At 62.4% G+C, this 16,843-nt stretch carries 17 protein-coding genes; 9 read left to right on the top strand and 8 right to left on the bottom strand.

What is annotated here, in order from left to right; all coding sequences use genetic code 11:
• Positions 1 to 145: 145 nt before the first annotated feature.
• The 7 genes from NKH04_RS30100 to rpsF form a co-directional block, all read right to left on the bottom strand.
• Positions 146 to 1,636 carry a replicative DNA helicase gene (locus NKH04_RS30100; RefSeq protein ID WP_352471085.1) on the bottom strand — a complete coding sequence of 497 codons (1,491 nt, stop codon included), beginning with the start codon at positions 1,634 to 1,636 and terminating at the stop codon, positions 146 to 148.
• A 207-nt stretch (positions 1,637 to 1,843) separates the two neighbouring features.
• Positions 1,844 to 2,812 (bottom strand): small ribosomal subunit Rsm22 family protein, encoded by a 969-nt coding sequence (locus tag NKH04_RS30095; RefSeq protein ID WP_352818242.1) that lies wholly within the window; start codon positions 2,810 to 2,812, stop codon positions 1,844 to 1,846.
• Positions 2,813 to 2,815: 3 nt separating this feature from the next.
• Positions 2,816 to 3,139, bottom strand: a complete 324-nt coding sequence (locus NKH04_RS30090) for a YnfA family protein (RefSeq protein ID WP_352467171.1) — start codon at positions 3,137 to 3,139, stop codon at positions 2,816 to 2,818.
• An 82-nt stretch (positions 3,140 to 3,221) separates the two neighbouring features.
• Positions 3,222 to 4,511 carry a cyclopropane fatty acid synthase gene (locus tag NKH04_RS30085; RefSeq protein ID WP_353045418.1) on the bottom strand — a complete coding sequence of 430 codons (1,290 nt, stop codon included), beginning with the start codon at positions 4,509 to 4,511 and terminating at the stop codon, positions 3,222 to 3,224.
• A gap of 153 nt (positions 4,512 to 4,664) precedes the next feature.
• The gene (gene rplI, locus NKH04_RS30080; protein WP_353045417.1) at positions 4,665 to 5,249 is read right to left on the bottom strand and encodes a 50S ribosomal protein L9; all 585 of its coding nucleotides are present in this window, start codon (positions 5,247 to 5,249) and stop codon (positions 4,665 to 4,667) included.
• A 272-nt stretch (positions 5,250 to 5,521) separates the two neighbouring features.
• The gene (rpsR, locus tag NKH04_RS30075) at positions 5,522 to 5,770 is read right to left on the bottom strand and encodes a 30S ribosomal protein S18 (protein WP_006203718.1); all 249 of its coding nucleotides are present in this window, start codon (positions 5,768 to 5,770) and stop codon (positions 5,522 to 5,524) included.
• On the bottom strand, positions 5,770 to 6,270 hold the full coding sequence (gene rpsF, locus NKH04_RS30070; protein ID WP_292663863.1) for a 30S ribosomal protein S6: 501 nt from the start codon (positions 6,268 to 6,270) through the stop codon (positions 5,770 to 5,772). Before rpsF ends, rpsR begins: the two co-directional genes overlap by 1 nt.
• Positions 6,271 to 6,722: 452 nt before the next feature.
• Between rpsF and NKH04_RS30065 the strand changes: the two genes are divergently transcribed.
• Positions 6,723 to 8,267 (top strand): pilus assembly protein TadG-related protein, encoded by a 1,545-nt coding sequence (locus NKH04_RS30065; RefSeq protein WP_352871470.1) that lies wholly within the window; start codon positions 6,723 to 6,725, stop codon positions 8,265 to 8,267.
• Positions 8,268 to 8,298: 31 nt separating this feature from the next.
• Here the strand turns inward: NKH04_RS30065 and NKH04_RS30060 are convergent, their stop codons facing one another.
• Positions 8,299 to 10,224 (bottom strand): LTA synthase family protein, encoded by a 1,926-nt coding sequence (locus tag NKH04_RS30060; RefSeq protein WP_353045416.1) that lies wholly within the window; start codon positions 10,222 to 10,224, stop codon positions 8,299 to 8,301.
• A gap of 247 nt (positions 10,225 to 10,471) precedes the next feature.
• Between NKH04_RS30060 and fabD the strand changes: the two genes are divergently transcribed.
• The 8 genes from fabD to NKH04_RS30020 all read left to right on the top strand — a co-directional run bounded on the left by fabD (position 10,472) and on the right by NKH04_RS30020 (position 16,835).
• On the top strand, positions 10,472 to 11,449 hold the full coding sequence (fabD, locus tag NKH04_RS30055; protein WP_353045415.1) for an ACP S-malonyltransferase: 978 nt from the start codon (positions 10,472 to 10,474) through the stop codon (positions 11,447 to 11,449).
• Positions 11,450 to 11,501: 52 nt separating this feature from the next.
• Complete coding sequence (gene relB / locus NKH04_RS30050; RefSeq protein ID WP_352467166.1) at positions 11,502 to 11,723, top strand: type II toxin-antitoxin system RelB family antitoxin; 222 nt, start codon at positions 11,502 to 11,504, stop codon at positions 11,721 to 11,723.
• Positions 11,707 to 11,973, top strand: a complete 267-nt coding sequence (locus tag NKH04_RS30045) for a type II toxin-antitoxin system RelE family toxin (protein ID WP_352771645.1) — start codon at positions 11,707 to 11,709, stop codon at positions 11,971 to 11,973. The genes relB and NKH04_RS30045 overlap by 17 nt, the downstream gene beginning before the upstream one ends.
• Positions 11,974 to 12,027: 54 nt before the next feature.
• Positions 12,028 to 12,765: a 3-oxoacyl-[acyl-carrier-protein] reductase gene (fabG, locus tag NKH04_RS30040; protein WP_353045414.1), complete on the top strand. Its 738-nt coding sequence runs from the start codon at positions 12,028 to 12,030 to the stop codon at positions 12,763 to 12,765.
• A 187-nt stretch (positions 12,766 to 12,952) separates the two neighbouring features.
• The gene (locus tag NKH04_RS30035) at positions 12,953 to 13,189 is read left to right on the top strand and encodes an acyl carrier protein (protein WP_006203723.1); all 237 of its coding nucleotides are present in this window, start codon (positions 12,953 to 12,955) and stop codon (positions 13,187 to 13,189) included.
• Positions 13,190 to 13,223: 34 nt separating this feature from the next.
• Positions 13,224 to 14,486 carry a beta-ketoacyl-ACP synthase II gene (fabF, locus tag NKH04_RS30030; protein ID WP_352454402.1) on the top strand — a complete coding sequence of 421 codons (1,263 nt, stop codon included), beginning with the start codon at positions 13,224 to 13,226 and terminating at the stop codon, positions 14,484 to 14,486.
• Positions 14,487 to 14,579: 93 nt separating this feature from the next.
• Positions 14,580 to 15,806, top strand: a complete 1,227-nt coding sequence (mltG, locus tag NKH04_RS30025) for an endolytic transglycosylase MltG (protein ID WP_353045413.1) — start codon at positions 14,580 to 14,582, stop codon at positions 15,804 to 15,806.
• A gap of 138 nt (positions 15,807 to 15,944) precedes the next feature.
• Entirely contained in the window at positions 15,945 to 16,835 is an 891-nt protein-coding gene (locus NKH04_RS30020; RefSeq protein WP_352471095.1) for a YicC/YloC family endoribonuclease, read from the top strand.
• The last annotated feature ends 8 nt before the right edge of the window (positions 16,836 to 16,843 follow it).

Genomic DNA, 16,843 nt, shown 5'->3' with positions numbered 1-16,843 from the left:
ACGACAGGTCGGCGGGACAGCGCCCCCCTCTGACCTGCGGGACATCACCAATCTCCCCCCTCGGGGGGGAGATGTCCGGCAGGACAGAGGGGGGCGTGAAGGAACGCCGTACTCCCGCATTCTTGTTGCGACATCTGCCAAACGCTTACTCAAACCTCTCCGCAATATGATGCTCTTCCGCAAGGTCCGAGAAGCGGGTGAACTCGCCCTGGAAGGCGAGGCTGACCGATCCCGTTGGGCCGTGGCGCTGTTTGGCGACGATGACCTCGGCCTTGCCGCGCATCTCGTTCATCTCGTGTTCCCATTTGATGTATTCGTCGGTGCCCGGCTTCGGCTCGCGGTTCTTCAGATAATATTCCTCGCGGTAGACGAACAGCACCACGTCGGCGTCCTGCTCGATGGAGCCCGATTCGCGCAGATCCGAAAGCTGCGGGCGCTTGTCGTCGCGGCTCTCGACCTGGCGCGACAGCTGCGACAGCGCGATGATCGGCACCGCCAGCTCCTTGGCTAGTGCCTTGAGGCCGGTGGTGATCTCGGTGATTTCCTGGACGCGGTTTTGCGAGGATTTCGCGCTCGATCCCTGCATCAGCTGGATATAGTCGATAACGATGACGTCGAGGCCGCGCTGGCGCTTCAGGCGACGCGCGCGGGCCGACAGCTGAGCGATGGAAATGCCGCCCGTCTGGTCGATGAACAGCGGGATTTTCTGCATTGTCTGCGAGCAGGCGACCAGCTTTTCGAAATCCATCTCGCTGATCTCGCCGCGCCGGATTTTCGACGACGGGATTTCCGTCTGTTCGGAAATAATGCGGGTGGCCAGCTGTTCGGATGACATTTCGAGCGAAAAGAAGCCGACGACGCCGCCATTGGCCGCCTTGAACGAGCCGTCCGCCTGCTGCGCCGGGACATAGGCCTCGGCGATGTTGAAGGCGATATTGGTGGCGAGCGAAGTCTTGCCCATGCCGGGGCGGCCGGCAATGATGATCAGGTCGGACGACTGCAGGCCGCCCATGCGGCGGTCGAGATCGCGCAAGCCGGTAGCAACGCCCGACAAATGCCCGTCGCGCATATAAGCCGCATTGGCCATGTCGACGGCGGTCTTGACGGCATCGGTGAAGCTCTCGAAGCCGCCATCGTAGCGGCCGGTTTCGGCCAATTCGAACAGGCGCCGCTCGGCATCCTCGATCTGGTCGGAGGGCGACATGTCGACCGGCGCGTCATAGGCGATGTTGACCATGTCCTCGCCGACAGTGATCAGCGCGCGCCGCGTCGCCAGATCGTAGATGGCGCGGCCATAGTCGGTGGCGTTGACGACGGTGACGGCCTCGACCGCCAACCGCACGACATATTGCGCCACCGTCATGTCGCCGACCTTCTCGTCGGCCGGCAGGAAGGTCTTCAGCGTGATCGGCGTCGCAATCTTGCCCATGCGGATGAGCTCGGCCGCGACCTCGAAGATCTTTCTATGCAGCGGCTCGTAGAAATGGCCGGGCTTCAGGAAGTCGGAGACGCGGTAGAAGGCATCGTTGTTGACCAGTATGGCGCCGAGCAGCGCCTGCTCGGCCTCGATATTGTTCGGCGCCTCGCGATAGAGCGGTGTTTCCGCCACGCCGAATTTTCGTGCTGCCTCTGCCATGATGTCCCCGGTCCTGATCCCCGTCTTTCGATATCAGAACGAGACAAGTCGGTGATGACTTATCTGCATCAGTCCCCAACCAACCAACTTTGATGCCCGCGATTCACAGCCAGGATCTTTCGGTGGAAAGAATCTCGATTGACTCGAATCAAGATGGCGAGCCTAGCCGTTCTCAGGCGAGAACAAAACAGGAAAATAGCTGCCGGGTCATTCCGGCAAGGCATCACCCCAATCCAGTCGCCGCGCGGCCTTGAACGTCTCGCCGTCGCGCTTGGTGAACAGTCGCTCGGCAGCACCCCCATCCTGTTTGCAAAGCTTCAGCAAGACCTTGCCGGACCCCGACTTCGGCGGTGCGATCACTCGCGCTCGAGGCGGAGCGGCCGGATGGCGGGAGGCCGCGACAAAGATGAATTTCTCGTCCTCCCACGGCACCTCGGCATCCTTGGCCAGACGGTGCAGGCGCGAGCGGGCGACGCGGCGGGCGAAATGGCACCAGTCGGGGGCAACGAGCGGGCAGGGCGCCTCATGCGGGCAGGGCGCAAGCACGTGCGCGCCCGCCTCGATCAACTGCCGCCGCACGGCAAGAATACGCTGCCAGCCGGCCGGCGTGCCCGGCTCGACCACCAGCAGCGTGTCTGCGGTCAGCTGCCAGAGCCGGTCGACGAGTTTTGCCAGCGATGCCGGCGCGATCTCATCCAGCACATAGGCTGAAGTCACCAGCTCGGCCGGCTCCAGATCGACCAGGTCGATGGTGATGTCGCCGGTCCGCCAGGCGGTCCTGGCCGTGATCGCATCCGCGGCAAGTGCTTCGCCGACCCTTCGTACCGCGGCGCCGGCCTCGAGTAGCACCGCCTGTTCGAGATCCGGCCAGAGATTGATTGTGGCCCAAAGCACCGTGCCAGGGCCGGCGCCGACATCGAGCAAGGTCTTCGGAGCATAGTCGGGCCGAGACTCGCCCACCGCATCGAGGCTGGCGCGAACGGCCGCATAGGTCGCCGGTAGCCGCGTTGCCAGATAGGCCTTCACCGCCATGTCTTCGGCCATGTGCAGGCGACCGTCGCGCAACTCTGCGCGGTAGCGGTCCGACAGCGTCTTTGCCGCGTGCTTAAGCATCGGCAAAGGCACCTGTTCGAGAAGGCGGTCGACGCCTTGTCTAAGCGGGACGGGCAGTTCCATCGCTTAGGCAGTCCGAGGTGCGAGCAGAATGACCGAGGCGCCAACGATGCAGATCGCGGCACCGGCAAGATCCCAGCGGTCGGGGTGCACGCCTTCCGCCAGCCACAGCCAGGCCAGCGAGGCGGCAATGTAGATGCCGCCATAGGCGGCGTAGGCCCGGCCCGCCGCGCTGGTGTCGACCAGCGCCAGCAGCCACGCGAATAGCACGAGCGAGACGAGACCGGGCGCCAACCACAGCGGCGACTTGTCCAGCCGCCACCACGCCCAGAACGAAAAGCAGCCGGCGATCTCGGCAAGTGCGGCGGCGACGTAGAGGAGGTAGGTCATGAAAAAAGGTCCCGCGTTTAACGGGACCCTTTTCAGCGTGCCGGCCGGCAATGGCAAGTGGCGATGGCGTGATGCCGGCAGTCTACTCCGGATCCGCCACCTTGCGGCGGCGAGTGGGCTTGGCAACCGGAGCCTTTTCGCGACGTCCAAGATCGCGCATCTCCAGCGCCTTCTCGCAACTGGCCATGTAGTCGCGCGTCATCGGCAGCGTGTCGTTCTTCTTGGCAATCTGGATCTGGAAGATCACCAGATCCTGCCAGCGGAAGGCAGCTTCCGAGGCGGCAAGATAGAACTCCCATATGCGGCAGAAGCGCTCGTCATAAATCGCCCTGGCCTTGTCGCGGTTGGCCGCGAAGCGCTCGCCCCAATGCTTCAGCGTCTCGGCATAATGCAGCCGCAGAACCTCGATGTCGGTGACGACGAGCCCCGATTTTTCGATGGCCGGCATCACTTCGGATAGCGACGGGATGTAGCCGCCCGGGAAGATGTACTTGCGGATGAAGGCGCTGGTTGCCCACGGCACGCCGGAGCGGCCGATCGTGTGCAGCAGCATGACGCCGTCCGGCTTCAGCAGCGTCGCCGACTTGTCGAAGAAGGTGCGGAAATGATTGACCCCGACATGCTCGAACATGCCGACGGAGACGATGCGGTCGAAACGTTCATTGAGTTCGCGATAGTCCTTGATGTCGAAATGCACCCGGTTTTGCAGGCCTTGCGCATGGGCGCGGTCGGTGGCGACGCCGTGCTGCTCGGTCGACAGCGTCACGCCCTGTACGTCGACGTCGAACGCCTTGGCTAGATAGAGCCCAAGCCCACCCCAGCCGGAGCCGATATCAAGAACCGTCTGGCCCGCCTTCAGCCTGAGCTTGGCGGCGATATGGCGCTTCTTGGCTGCTTGGGCCTCGTCGAGCGTCATGTCCGGCTGCTCGAAATAGGCGCAGGAATATTGCATGTCCTCATCGAGGAAGAGGCGGTAGAGGTCGCCCGACAGATCGTAATGGCGCTGCACGTTGCGGCGCGCCCGCGACGCCGTGTTGATCTGCTGCAGGCGCCGGAAGGCGTGGCGCAGACCTTCGATCGCCTTCGACCAGGTGGCATCGATACCGCCGCTGCCCATGTTCTGGAAGGCAATCCGCATCACCCCCAGCACGCCGCCCTCGAGAATGTCGAGTTCACCGTCCATGTAGGCTTCCGGCACCGCCAGCATCGGATCGAAGGTTATTGCGCGCTCGGCATGCCTTGTCTTGATGTGCATGTGCACCGGCTCGCCGCTGCCGTCACCGAAAGTCACCATCGAGCCTTGCGGCCCTGTCACCTTGAGATTGCCTGTGCGGACCAGGCGGTCGAGAACGCGTTTCAGCAGAATATTCATGACCAATTGTCCCCTCTCGGCCAGACATGCTGTCCTATTCTGCATCAAGATATAGGGGTTCGAAAAGTTCCATTTGGCATAAAAATGCCCGGGTACGAGGCCCGGGCATTGGTCCAGAATACCGATTAGCCGGCGAATGCCGACGAATGACGATCAGCCGTTGTCTTCGCCGCCTTCGAACTCCGCATTCGGATCGAAGAAGTTTTCCGGCCGCGCATTATCGTTGATGTCCTCGCCGTAGATGGCTTCGGCGGTGGTCAGTGTTTCGCCCTTGGCCTGGCGCTCGGCTTCGTCGGCCGTGCGGGCAATGTTGAGCGTGATGGTAACCTCGACTTCCGGGTGCAGCGCGATCGCCACATTGGTGACGCCGATGGTCTTGATTGGCTGGTTGAGCAGGATCTGGTTGCGGTTGACCGAAAAACCTTCCGCCGTCACCAGCTCGGCGATGTCGCGCGTCGAGACCGAACCATAAAGCTGACCGGTTTCGCCGGCCGAGCGCACGGCGATGAAGCTCTTGCCGTCGAGCTTTTCTGCAATCTGCGCGGCTTCGGACTTGCGCTCCAGGTTGCGGGCTTCGAGCTGGGCCCGCTGCCCCTCGAACTTCTTCTTGTTAGCTTCGTTGGCGCGCAGCGCCTTGCCTTGCGGCAGCAGGAAATTGCGGGCGAACCCGTCCTTGACCTTGACGGAATCGCCCATCTGGCCGAGGCGGGAAACGCGTTCGAGAAGAATGACTTCCATGGTTTTGTTCCTTCGCTTGGGCGCTATCCTCAGGATCGGCGCCGAGTTGTCTGGAACAGGTCAGGAAGCTGGGGCGTCGCCGCCTGTGTCGCTGTCCTGCCTGTCGCGGCAGTTAGGATCTCTTGTCGAAATCCAACCCGGGATTTGGTGTTCGATCCGGCTACGCCCGTCGTGGCCGGTGAAAAGCGGGCGGCGAACCGCCCGCTGGCTAGACCATGATCCCGAAAAGTGGAAACCGGTTTTCGGATAAGATCATGGTCAACTAATCAGTGTTAGCGGACCACGTAGGGCAGCAGGCCGAGGAAGCGGGCGCGCTTGATCGCCTTGGCGAGCTCGCGCTGCTTCTTCTGGCTGACGGCGGTGATACGCGATGGAACGATCTTGCCGCGCTCGGAGATGTAGCGCTGCAGAAGCCGCACGTCCTTGTAGTCGATCTTCGGCGCATTGGCGCCGGAGAACGGGCAGGTCTTGCGGCGACGGTGGAAGGGGCGCCGGGTTGGGATCTGGTTGATGTCGACCATTATTCTGCGGCTCCTTCAAAGCCTTCGCGCGGACGGCGCGGGCCACGATCGGCACCGCCATCGCCGAAGCTGCGCGGCGGACGATCACCACGGTCACCGCGATCGCGGTCGCCGAATGAGCGCGGGCCACGATCGCCACGGTCGCGGTCGCCGAAGCCGCCGCGTTCCGAGCGCTCTTCGCGCTTCTGCATCATTGCCGACGGACCTTCCTCATGCGCATCGACCTTGATGGTCAGGAAACGCAGCACGTCCTCGGACAGGCCCATCTGGCGCTCCATCTCGTTGAGCGCGGCCGGCGGGCAGGTGATGTCCATGAGTGTATAATATGCCTTCCGGTTCTTGTTGACCCGGTAGGTGAGGGACTTCAGTCCCCAGTTCTCGACCCGGCCGACGGACCCGCCATTCGCGGTGATGACGCCCTTGTACTGTTCGACAAGCGCATCGACCTGCTGCTGCGAGAGGTCCTGCCGGGCAAGAAACACATGTTCGTATAGAGCCATAGTGTTTGTGCCTTTCTTCGTTTCTCTCCCGGTTCCCGGCGGCAAAAGCCTCTGCAACTTCTCTGACCCGCAATCCTTGCGAAGGCGGGGAAGAAAGGAGCATGACGAGACGGTCGAGAGCGGAGACACGGGAGGCGGAAGCGCTTCTGGCTTCACGCGAAGGTTTCGAAAAACCTCCGGCCCTCCGTTCAGCCCCCAGCAAGGACCGGCAGATTGCGGGCGTCTATACAGGAATTTGACCGCAAAGCAAGGGCAAACCACGGAGCAAACGGCCCTGCCGTCCCAGAGCGCCACGGGTCTCGACGGCAAGGCTTACGGATTCCTGAAACCGGACCTTAACCACCATGCGAAGTTCCAGCACCGGCGGGCGTGGCGGCAACCCCTCGTTCATCATGCGGATGCAAAAGCAAACAGTCTGCGCGAGTTCGGCAGCAGGCGGTTTGGGGACAAAAATGCTTTTCGACAAATTCTGCCGTTCGAAGAGCGGCAACTTTGCCCTGATGCTGGCGTTCGGGCTGCCTGCGGTTCTGACCGCCGTCGCCTTTGCCGTGGACGTGTCCACCTTGATGAGGGCCAAGGTCAGCTTGCAGAATGCGCTCGATGCCGCGAACCTTGCATCTTCGCATCTCGGCGACATCGAGGCTTCGCGCAAGGACGTCTTCGACCGCTACTTCCAGACCAATGTCGCCGGCCACAGCGAGTTGAGGAACGCCGAAGCGACGCTTACCGTGGAAAGGGGCCTCAATTACATCCAGACCAAAGCTGTCGCCACGGCGGACGTCAATTTGAACTTCGCCTTCCTGTTCGGCAACGACAGGCGCATCACCGTCGATGCCGGCGCCGTCGAATCGACCAATCAGCTCGAAGTCGTGCTGGTGCTCGACAATACCGGGTCGATGGCCAGCAACGATCGCATCGGCGCATTGCGGACGGCGGCAACGGCCCTGATCGATATGCTCGAAGCGGCGAAGTCGCCGACGCGCAGCGTACGTGTCGCGGTGGTGCCGTTCGTCACCGCGGTCAACGTCAAGGGCGAGGACTACGATCCGGCCTGGATCGACATGGCCGGCAAATCGCCGAACAACGGCGCCAATTTCCCCTCGGTCGGCGGCAAGCGCGTCAACCATATAGATCTGTTCAAGCAATTGGGCGTCGAATGGAGAGGCTGTGTCGAAGCGCGGCCAGGAACCAACAATGTTTCCGAGATTTCGCCCGACCAAAACAAACCGGACACCCTGTTCGTACCTTATTTCGCGCCGGACGATCCAGGTAACGCTAGAAATCCAAACAGCTCCTACGGCAATTCAGCGACCGGCTACAACAATTCCTATCTCGACGATACCGTCGTCACCCTGCTTCCCGGCCTCACCAGCGACATGGCGAAGTACAGTGTTTCGACGATGAAGCTGATCAACGACAAGAGAGGCCCACTGACTATCGGCCCAAACCGGGCCTGTCCGACGCCGATAGTGCCGCTGACCGATGATTTCGACAAATTGCGGAAGGCCGTCGGTGAGATGATCGAATGGAACGGCTCGGGGACCAATGTTTCGGAAGGCTTGTCATGGGGGATGCGGGTGCTCTCGCCGGAACCGCCTTACAGCGACGGCGCGCCGTTCAGGGCGTCAGGCACGACCAAAACGGTGCTGCTGCTCACCGACGGCGAGAATGTTGTCTATGGCGCGAAGGATACGCCACAGAAGTCGGACTATGGCTCCTACGGATTCCTGGCCTCGGGTCGGTTTGGATCCAGCGACCAGACCGCGGCTGCGCGCAATGTCGACGATTGGACAACCAATGTATGCAACACATTGAAGAAGCAGGACGTGCAGATCTTCACAGTGCTGCTGCAGGCCGACACCGCAGCCAACCGCAAGCTCTACGAGGCCTGCGCATCGTCGCCGTCGGATTATTACCCGACCAACGACGTCAGTCAGCTCGAAAGCGTCTTCCTGAAAATCGGAAGCTCGATTTCGCAGCTGCACTTGACGAACTGAACGACGTCGGCCGCTCTCCCGCCGCCGCTGCTCAACTCGTGTGTGCAGCCACTTTGCCTGTGGTTTCGGGGAAGAAATCGGGCGCCGCATGGCGCTTGCCGAACATCATGTCGTATTGCAGCAGACGGAAGTCGCGGATTGCCGGATCGATCTCTTTCTGACGCGACCAATCGGGGGTGGCGTCGCCCCCCGGTGCCAAAAGCAAATTGCGGTCGATAACGCGGTAGCGCTCTCGCAACTGTCCGAGGAAGCCGGTGTAATAGGGATGGCTGATGCCGGCTGTCTTCAGGATATGGTAGGGCAGGAAGGACGGGCTGACGGCGCCCAGATCCTCGGTCGGGCCGCTGCGATTCGACCAGACGATCAGCGGCGTCTGGTGGTGCAGCAGCATCTGGTCGGCCGCCTCCTTGCGCGGCGCAACATTGTCCTTCAGGAAGCCGGTCTCGACGTAGACCGGCCCAAGCGGCGGCAGATGGTCGCCGAAGAACGCGATGACGGTCGGCCGCTCGCGTTTCTTCGCCCATTCGATCAGCCGCTCGAGGCCGCGGTCCGCGTCGGAAGAGCCTTCGGCATAGCTCAACAGCGATTCACGCGCCCATTGGCTGATCGGCGCCTGCACCTTGTGGGTCGGATTGTTATAGCGATACGGCTCATACGGCCCGTGGTTCTGCAGGCTGACGGCGAAAAAGAACACCGGCTCGGCGCTGGTATCGGCTTCGTGGATGATCTCGTCGGTCATCGCAGCGTCCGACGCGAGCGGTCCGCGCTTCTGCATGGGCGGCAACGTCTCCTCGGACTTGAAGTCGTTGAAGCCGAAATCGGCATAGACGGCCCCCCGGTTCCAGAACCAGTTAGTGCCGGGATGGATGGCGCGCGCCCGGTAGCCCTGACTTTTCAGGAAGGTCGCCAGCGAGGGAGTCGGTGTCCGCACATATTGCTGGTAGGGAATGCTGCCCGCCGGCAGGAAGGCGTTGGAAAAGCCGGTCAGGGCCTCGAACTCGATGTTGGCCGTCATGCCGCCGAACTCGGGCGAGAACATGTAACCCGTGCGCAGTGCCCGCACATTGGGGATAGGGTCGGGTGTGATGGTGACGCCGGGTAGCTTGGTCGGATCCCAGAAGGATTCGCTCATGACGACGATGATGTCGGGCTTCTCGGCAGGTACCGAGGCGGTCACCTGCGGTTTGCCGATCGCTTCGATCGCCTTGTCGGAATAGCCGGGCGGCGCCGAGACATGCGCCATCGGAACGTTAAGCGCGAAGGCGAGCGCAAAACCGTTCGAGGCATAGTTTTCCTTCTGGTCCCACATGATCGGGATGATCTGCAGCCGGTCGCGCGTCCACGAGAAAGTGGCATAGTCCATGATGGAAACGAAGAAGGCGATCAGCGGTACTGTCAGCGTCAGCCGGGCAAGGCGGCCCTTGTGGCTGAGCGCCGGAACGCGGCGGCGCCATAGCCGCCAGCCATAGACGAGCAGCGACAGCCCGCCGACGATGCCGATCGCCAGGGCAATGGCGGTTCCCGGGCGATCGCGTACCAGAAGCGGCATCAGTGCCACGATCTGCCGGGAATAAAGGAAATCGGTCGGATAGAGCGGATCGCCGAGATACAGCGACTTCTGGTGGCCGACGAACGCCAGCGACAATGTCAGCGGCGCGACGATCATCAGGCTCTGATGACTGCGGCCGAGCACGGCGTCGAGGCCGATGAGGATCAGCGCAAAAATGATGATCGTGGTCCAGCCGGGTTTGAAAGGCTGCAGAAAGAAATCAATGGTGCCGGCAAAGTTGCCGCGCACGATCAGTTCGATGGCAAACACAAGGATGGCCGCAGCCAGCAAGCTGATAAGGCCATAGCGGATGACAGGCCATTTGCGCGCCGGCAGATAGCCGGTCGACGGATCGCCTTCAAGAAACTGGGGCGCCGCCGCGGCTGCGCTCTGCTTGGTCTTTGCCACTTCAATAGTTCCCCGGCCCGCAACAAAAGCGTCACTCGATTGTCATCGAACTGTCACGCAAAGCCTAGCGCCTGTGGCGGAAATAAGAAGAGCCAGCAAACAAATCGTGAGCGGTTTTCATCATGAGTGATCGCCAAAAAGCCTGCCGAAACAGGCACTCGGCCGATATTACGCGATCAAGGTTGGACTTGACTTGGCCGCACGCCTTGCGTCACAGGCAACGTGAACCAGCAGCTGGGAGCCGCCGATGGCCATCGCATTCACCTTTCCGGGGCAGGGCAGCCAGGCTGTCGGCATGGGCAAGGACCTCGCCGATACCTTTGTGGAATCGCGGCGGATCTTCGAGGAAGTTGACGACGCGCTCGGCGAAAACCTATCGAAGCTGATCTGGGAAGGCCCGGAAGAGACGCTGACGCTGACCGCCAACGCCCAGCCGGCGCTGATGGCGGTGTCGCTTGCCGCAATCCGGGCGCTGGAGGCGCGCGGCTTCTCCCTGAACGGCAAGGTCACCTATGTCGCCGGCCACTCGCTCGGCGAATATTCGGCACTTGCGGCCGCAGGTTTCGTTTCGGTCGCCGACGCCGCCCGGCTATTGCGCATCCGCGGCAATGCCATGCAGGCGGCTGTGCCGGCCGGCGAGGGCGCCATGGCGGCGATCATCGGGCTGGAGCAGGCCGACGTCGAAGCCGCTTGCGCAGAAGCCGCCCAGGGCGCCGCCAAAGATCCCGCACAAGCCTTGGTTTGCCAGATCGCCAATGACAATGGCGGCGGCCAGCTGGTGATCTCTGGCGCTAGGCCAGCGGTCGAACTGGCGGCGAGGCTATGCACGGAGAAGGGCGCCAAGCGGGCGCTGATGCTGCAGGTCTCGGCGCCCTTCCATTCGGCATTGATGAAGCCTGCGGCCGAGATCATGCGGGAGGCGCTGGCCGCCGTGACGAAGGGTGCGCCGGTCGTGCCGCTGGTCTCCAACGTTACGGTGACCCCGACGAGCGATCCCGACGAGATCGCTCGTCGACTCGTCGAACAGGTGATCGGGCGCGTGCGCTGGCGCGAAACGGTGGAGTGGTTCGGCAGCAACGGCGTTGTGACGCTTTACGAAGTGGGCGCCGGCAAGGTGCTGTCGGGGCTGGCCCGCCGCATCAACCGCGACATTGCCACCAGCAGCATCGGATCGGCGGCGGAGGTCGAGACGGCACTTGCCGCCTTGGGTGACCACGTAGCTTGAATTCATCAGTGCTTGCCGCTACATGAATACATGTATCGCAACAAGGTGCGGCATGCCCACATCGATCCGCCTTTCTCCTGAAGTCGAGCAGCGCCTGGATTTTCTCGCGGCCAAGACTGGTCGCAGCAAGGCCTACTATCTGCGCGAGCTCATTGAACGTGGTCTGGAGGACTTGGAGGATTACTACCTGGCTGCCGAAGTCGTTGAGCGGATCAGGCGTGGTGAAGAAGACGTCATGAGAGCCGAGGACTTCTGGCGTGGCCTGGACGCTTGAATACGCCCACTCGGCGCGAAAATTTGTCGAAAAACTGAATCCGCAGACACGTCACCGTATCCGTGATTTTATTGAAAACCGCATTGCCGTTCTCGACAACCCGCGTGAACTCGGCAAACCGCTGAAGGGCCCGCTCGCAACCTTTTGGAGATATCGCGTCGGGGATTATCGCATCATTTGCGATGTGCAGGATAACCGGCTCGTCATTCTGGTGGTAACCATAGGCCACCGCGGCAACGTTTACAGATAGCCGAACTCACCGGCCCGTATGATTGGCCAGTACGATTTGGGAAGAGGATAAAGCATGTTCGAATTGACCGGCCGCAAGGCGCTCGTCACCGGCGCATCGGGAGGTATAGGCGAGGCGATCGCCCGCGTGCTGCACGGCCAGGGCGCCATCGTCGGCCTGCATGGCACACGTATCGAGAAATTGGAGGCGCTGGCCGCCGAACTGGGCGACCGGGTCAAGCTTTTCCCGGCCAATCTTTCCAACCGCGACGACGTCAAGGCGCTCGGCCAGAAGGCGGAAGCTGACCTCGAAGGCGTCGACATCCTCGTCAACAATGCCGGCATCACCAAGGACGGGTTGTTCGTGCGCATGGCTGACGCCGACTGGGATAGCGTGCTCGACGTCAACCTGACCGCCGTGTTCCGGCTGACCCGCGAGCTTACCCATCCGATGATGCGGCGCCGCCATGGCCGCATCATCAACATCACTTCAGTGGTTGGCGTCATGGGTAATCCCGGCCAGACCAACTATTGCGCCTCCAAAGCCGGTATGATCGGCTTTTCCAAATCGCTGGCGCAGGAGATCGCCACCCGCAATATCACCGTCAACTGCGTCGCCCCGGGCTTCATCGAATCGGCGATGACCGCCAAGCTCAACGACAAGCAGAAAGAGGCGATCATGGCGGCGATCCCGACCCGGCGCATGGGCACGGGCGCCGAAGTCGCCTCAGCCGTCGCCTACCTCGCTTCCAACGAGGCAGCCTACGTCACCGGCCAGACCATTCATGTGAATGGCGGCATGGCAATGATCTAACACTTGGGAAAACGCTTCATTCCGTCTTGGATGCACGGGATTTTTCGTGTAATGCCGCCCGCAACCCGGCGGTTCGGGCAAAAACCGGTCCTGTTCCGCTGCGTTTCCGGCAGGACCATCTTTCAGCTTGATTAGCGGCATTCTGCCCGCTAACGAAGACAGACAACCAAAAGACGAGGATGCCCAAATGAGTGACACCGCAGAGCGCGTCAAGAAGATCGTCATCGAGCACCTTGGCGTCGATGCCGACAAGGTGACGGAGCAGGCGAGCTTCATCGATGATCTGGGCGCGGACAGCCTCGACACGGTCGAACTTGTCATGGCGTTCGAAGAAGAGTTCGGTGTCGAAATCCCGGACGACGCCGCCGAGACCATCCTGACTGTTGGCGATGCGGTGAAATACATCGACAAGGCCTCCGCCTGACGCTATTTGCAGTCATCACCGGGGAGGACCTGCGATGAGGCGTGTCGTCGTCACGGGCCTTGGGCTGCTTTCGCCGTTCGGCATGGGCTTCGAGCACAGCTGGAAGGAGCTTCTGACCGGCCGCAGCGCAGCCAAGCGCATCACCGAATTCGAGGTGGAAGATCTTGCCTGCAAGGTCGCCCACGTCATTCCGCGCGGTGACGGCTCCAATGCCACTTTCAATCCTGAAGCCGTTCTCGAGCCGAAGGAACTGCGCAAGATCGGCGACTTCATTCTGTACGGGATCGCGGCCGCCGACGAAGCACTCAAGGATTCCGGCTGGCAGCCGAAGACGCATGAGGAACAGTGCGCCACCGGCGTGCTGATCGGTTCGGGCATCGGCGGCATCGAAGGCATCGCCGAGAATGCGATGATCCTCAAGGAACGCGGTCCGCGCCGCATCAGCCCATTCTTCATCCCTGGCCAGATCATCAACCTCGTCTCCGGTCAGGTCTCGATCCGGCATGGGCTGAAAGGCCCCAACCATGCCGTCGTCACCGCTTGCTCGACCGGTGCGCACGCCATCGGCGATGCCGCCCGGCTGATCATCTGGGGCGATGCCGACGTTATGGTCGCAGGCGGCGCCGAAGCGCCGGTGACGAGACTGTCGGTCGCCGGGTTCGCCGCTTGCCGCGCGCTCTCCACCGAGCGCAACGATGCGCCACAAACGGCCTCACGCCCCTATGATCGCGATCGCGACGGCTTCGTCATGGGCGAGGGCGCCGGTGTTGTCGTGCTCGAGGAGCTCGAACACGCCAAGGCCCGCGGCGCCAAGATCTATGCCGAGGTCACCGGCTACGGTCTGACCGGCGACGCCTATCATATCACCGCGCCTGCCGAGGACGGCGACGGCGCTTTCCGTTGCATGACCGCGGCGCTGAACCGGGCGAAGCTGACGCCGGCCGATGTCGACTACATCAACGCGCACGGCACCTCGACCATGGCCGATACGATCGAACTCGGCGCCGTCGAGCGGCTGGTCGGCAACGCCGCCTCGAAGATATCGATGTCGTCGACCAAATCGTCGATTGGCCACCTGCTGGGCGCGGCTGGTGCTGCCGAGGCGATCTTTTCGATCCTCGCCATTCGCGACAACATCGCGCCGCCGACCATCAATCTTGACAATCCGGAGCGCGAAACGGCGATCGACCTGGTGCCGCACAAGCCGCGGGCCCGGCAGATAGACGTGGCGCTGTCCAACTCCTTCGGCTTCGGTGGCACCAACGCCTCGCTCGTCTTCCAGCGCTACAATGGCTGACCGCTCTGCCGGTTTCCGTCTGCCGTCAATTTTGCCATATTCGCCCCTACTCTGCCCGAGGGGATTCGTCGCAAGATCAAATGGTAGGGCGCTATGAACACAAATCCGGCCGATAACGGGGAATTCGGGCAACGGCCAGCAACGCCCACGCCCGGCCCGATCGTGCCGAAGACGGCCAGCGAGGCGTTGCGGCCCGAGGCCGGCACGCCGCCGCCGAAGCGCTCGCGTGCCTCGCGCAGCCAGTTCGTCGTGTTCATGAACTTCGTCATCTCTTCGGTGATGCTGATGGTGCTGGCGGCAGGCGTTGCGCTGTATTTCGGCAAGCAGGAGTTCAACGAGCCCGGCCCGTCGGCCAATGGCGACACTTTCCTGGTCAAGCCGAATAGCGGCGTCCAGGAGATCGCCGACCAGCTTGAGCGGCGAGGGCTGATCAGCGACGCCCGCATTTTCTGCCTTGGCGTGCGCGCCTTCGGCAATGATTCCGCCCTGAAGGCCGGCGAATACGAGATCAAGCCGCAGGCGTCGATGCACGATATCATGGAACTGCTGAAGAGCGGCAAGTCGGTGATGTATTCGCTGACCATCCCCGAGGGGCTGACGGTCGAGCAGGCGCTGCAACGGATCGCCGAGCAGGACGCGCTGACCGGCGATATGCCGTCGACCACTCCACCTGAGGGCAGCCTCGCCACCGACACGCTGCGTTTCACCCGCGGCGCAACACGCCAGCAGATGGTCGACAAGCTTCTGGCCGACCAGAAGAAGCTGGTCGACGAGGTCTGGCAACGCCGAGCGCCGGATCTGCCGATCGCCAACGTTGAGGATTTTGTCACCCTGGCCTCTATCGTCGAGAAGGAGACCGGCAAGGGCGATGAACGCTCGCGCGTAGCCGCCGTCTTCCTCAACCGGCTGGCCAAGGGTATGCGGCTGCAGTCGGACCCGACCATCATCTACGGCCTGTTCGGCGGCAAAGGCAAACCCATCGACCGCCCGATCTATCAGTCGGACATCCAGAAGCCGACGCCCTACAACACCTATCTGATCAACGGGTTACCGCCGACGCCGATCGCCAATCCCGGCCGTGCGGCGCTGGAGGCTGTCGCCAATCCGTCGAAGACCAGCGATCTCTACTTCGTCGCCGACGGCAGCGGCGGGCACGTCTTTGCCTCGACGCTCGATGAGCATAACGAGAATGTCGCTCGCTACCGGGCACTGCTGAAAAAGCAGGCGCAGGACGCCGCCAAGGCCGGAGCAACCAATACCGGAGCCGACACGCCGGCGGGAGCCATCGTTGACGATGCAGGCCCCACCGCCGCCCAGTAGGGCCGGACGCCATCAGTTTGGCCCTGTGCATATCCGGGTGGATGTGCAAGGGCTGCCATGGCATTGAAATTCACATGGTCCTGTCCGGAGAAAATCGCTCCGGCTTGAGGGGCATTCGGCAAAGGGACGCACGGCTACATGAACTTGCAGAGCATGACCGGTTTTGCGCGCAGTGTCGCCGAACACGACGGCACTTCGATTGCCTGGGAAGCCAAGTCCGTCAACGGCAAAAGCGTCGAGGTCAGGCTGCGGCTGCCGCAAGGTTTCGACCGGTTGGAGCCGGCCGTCCGGCAGACGGTGCAGAAGCGTTTTGCGCGCGGCAATTTCCAGATGACGCTGACCATTGGCCGCGCCGCCGGCGCGCAAGCGCAACCCGTGGTCAACGAGGCTTTCCTGAAGGATCTGGCGGGCTTGGCCAAGCGGCTGCAGGAGCAGTTCGGAGTAGCCCCTGCGGCGGCCGACGGCCTGCTTGCGCTGCGCGGCGTCCTCGACATTCCCGAAACCATCGAAACCGAAGAGGCGCGCAGTGCGCTCGATACCGCAATACTGTCGGCGCTGGAAGCAGCACTGAACGGGCTGCACCAGGCGCGCCAGGGCGAAGGTGCGGCACTTCGTTCCCTGCTGTCCGGCCATATCGATGCCATCGAGGCGCTGACGCTGCGGGCCGAGGCCGATCCTTCACGCGAACCGGCCACGATCCGCGAAAGGCTCGCCGAGCAGATCCGCCTGTTGATGGACGCGTCTGCCAACCTGGACGCCAGCCGGCTGCATATGGAAGCGGCGTTCCTGGCCACCAAGGCCGACATACGCGAGGAGATCGACCGGCTGAAGACACATGTGGCGTCAGGCCGGGCGCTGCTCGGCGGCGGCGGCGCCATCGGCCGCAAGCTCGATTTCCTGGCACAGGAATTCAACCGCGAATCGAATACGCTGTGTTCCAAGTCGAATGCTGCCGCGGTCACCGCCATCGGGCTGGAACTGAAGGCGGTCGTCGACCAGTTTCGCGAACAGGTCCAGAATCTGGAATGATCCCGATG

This window comes from Mesorhizobium sp. M1365, from assembly GCF_040317865.1.
GTDB lineage: Bacteria > Pseudomonadota > Alphaproteobacteria > Rhizobiales > Rhizobiaceae > Mesorhizobium.
Note: the sequence above shows the minus strand (reverse complement) of the source record. Positions and strands in the feature narration are given on the sequence as shown.